Origin of the sequence: Kitasatospora sp. NPDC059648 (genome assembly GCF_042734825.1) — a bacterium.
GTDB lineage: Bacteria > Actinomycetota > Actinomycetes > Streptomycetales > Streptomycetaceae > Kitasatospora.
Window position 1 is genome coordinate 1 of the sequence record NZ_JBHWDU010000211.1, and the last position, 2,292, is coordinate 2,292.

Here is a 2,292-nt window from a genome sequence, read left to right on the forward strand (position 1 = left end):
TGTCGGCGACGGCTGAAAACGGGCCGGTTCCAACGGTTCAGTTGAGGGCCAGTCGTGGTCTCGCTGTCAGTCGTTGTCGTCGGTGGGGACGCGTCCGAGTTCGCGTCCTCGCATGCGGTAGGACTCGCCTTTGAGGGAGTGGACCTCGGCGTGGTGGACGAGTCGGTCGATCATGGCGGCGGCGACGGTCTCGTCGCCGAATGTCTCTCCCCAGCGTCCGAAGGGCTTGTTCGAGGTGACGATCACGCTCGCGCGTTCGTATCTGTTCGAGATCAGTTGGAAGAACAGGTTCGCGGCCTCTGGTTCGAACGGGATGTAGCCCACTTCATCGATCACGATCAGCGGGTAGCGGCCGAGCTTGACCAGTTCGTCCTGGAGCCGGCCGGCCTGGTGAGCGGCGGCCAGGCGGTCGACCCACTGGGCTGCGGTGGCGAACGCGACCCGGTGGCCGGCCTGGCAGGCGCGGATGGCGAGTCCGGTGGCCAGGTGCGTCTTGCCGGTCCCGGGCGGGCCCAGAAAAATCACGTTCTCCCGGGCGGCTATGAAGTCCAATGTTCCCAGATGGGCGAGTTGCTGGCGCGTCAGCCCGCGCAGGTGGGCGAGGTCGAGTTCCTCGAGGGTCTTGACGGCGGGGAAGCGGGCGGCGCGGATGCGGCCCTCTCCGCCGTGACTGTCGCGGGCGGCGACCTCGCGCTGCAGGCAGGCGACGAGGTATTCGAGGTGGGTCCAGGACTCGGCCTGGGCGCGTTCGGCCAGGCGCTCGGCGGCGTCCAGCAGGGCGGGGGCCTTCACCGCTCGGGCGAGGAAGGCGAGGTCGGCGGCGGTCTGCCGGCCGGTGCGGGCGGCGCGCGCCTCGGGTGGACGGTCGCTCTTGGCGGTGGTGGTGTTCTGGCTGGTGGGGGCGTTGGTCGGGGTCATCGGGGGTCCTCTTTTCCGGCTCCGCCCTCGATGAGGGTGAAGATGCGGTCGTAGGTGGCCAGCTCGCGCTGTTCGACCTCGACGCCGAGGCCGTCTGGCGCCAGGAGCGCGGCCTGGGCGGAGGCAGCGCGGGCGGCCCGTTGCTGCCAGACCTCCTCGCGCAGGCCGTGGGCCGCGGCGACGTGCTCGGGGTCGGTGATCGACTGGTGGCGGGCCCAGCAGCGGGCATGGCGGGCCACCACGTCCTCGCCGCAGGTCACGGTGATCTCCTCGGTGTCGGCCCGGACGGTGACGAGGCGGCCGATCGCACGGGGGTGGACAGAGTAGTCGTTGGTGTCCACGCGGATGTAGTGGTCGCGGCCCAGGCGGGTGCGAAGCGGCCACCAGGTCGGCGGGTCGACGGGCGGGATGGCCAGCATGGCCGCCCGGTCGCTCTCCCACCGGTCGAGGGGCCGGGCGTCGATCGTGCGGTGCCGGCGACGATTTGCGTTCTGCAGCCAGGCGGCCAGCTGGCTGTTGAAGTCGCCCGGGCCGGCGAAGGTCCGGCCGGGCAGGAAGGATGTCTCCAGGTATCCGTTGGCCCGTTCCACCAGGCCCTTCGCCTCGGGATCCCGGGGCCGGCAGAAGTGGATCCTGGTGGCGAGCAGGCCCGCCAAGGCGGCGAATTCGCTGGTCGGCCGGCCCCTGCCGACGCCCGGCTCGTTGTCCCAGACCAGCGTCTTCGGGACGGCGCCCCAGCCGGTCAGCAGCCGCCAGTGACCGTCGATCAGATCGTTGGTCTGTCGCGAGGGCAGCATCCTGGCGGTGATCATCCTGGAGTAGCCGGAGACGACGACCAGCACCGGCGGACGGCCGCTCTGGCCGTAGCCGAGGGGGATGTCCGTCTCCGGGAACCACAAGTCGCACTGGGCCAGCTCGCCGGGCTCGTAGACCGTCCGCGAGATGGGGTCGACGGGAAGATAGGCCGGCCGCAGCTCGCGCACCCGCTCCCGCAGGATCGTCAGCCCCCGCTCCCAGCCGATCCGCTCGGCGATCACCGTGGTCGGCATCGTCGGCGTCTGCCGCAGCAACTCGCGGACCGCCGGCTCCACGGCGTCCACCGCCGAGCCCTTCAACGCCCGCTGGTAGACCGGCGGCCGGTCCGAGCCCAGGGCCCGCGCCACCGTGCCCCGGGAGATCCCCAGCTGCCGAGCCACCGCCCGCGCAGACAAACCTTCGGCCCGATGCAGCCGACGGATCTCAGCCCAGTCCTCCACCCCGATCACCTCTTTCCTCCTGACTCCCGCTACCCATGAAGTCAGGATGATCAAGAGATCACGAAGTGACCCGCTTTTGATCCGCTGTCCGTGGTCCTCGTTTCACCCGTTGCCGACA

The 2,292-nt window shown here is 70.5% G+C and carries 2 protein-coding genes; both read right to left on the bottom strand.

Features of this window, described 5'->3' with window-relative positions; all coding sequences use genetic code 11:
• Positions 1–66: 66 nt before the first annotated feature.
• Positions 67–918, bottom strand: a complete 852-nt coding sequence (istB, locus tag ACFV1W_RS40485; protein WP_380422567.1) for an IS21-like element helper ATPase IstB — start codon at positions 916–918, stop codon at positions 67–69.
• Positions 915–2,183 (bottom strand): IS21 family transposase, encoded by a 1,269-nt coding sequence (istA, locus tag ACFV1W_RS40490; protein WP_380422569.1) that lies wholly within the window; start codon positions 2,181–2,183, stop codon positions 915–917. Before istA ends, istB begins: the two co-directional genes overlap by 4 nt.
• Positions 2,184–2,292: the final 109 nt, after the last annotated feature.

What these genes read in the sequence shown, in the direction of transcription:
- istB (WP_380422567.1), bottom strand. Translation starts at nt 918, where the DNA reads ATGACCCCGACCAACGCCCCCACCAGCCAGAACACCACCACCGCCAAG.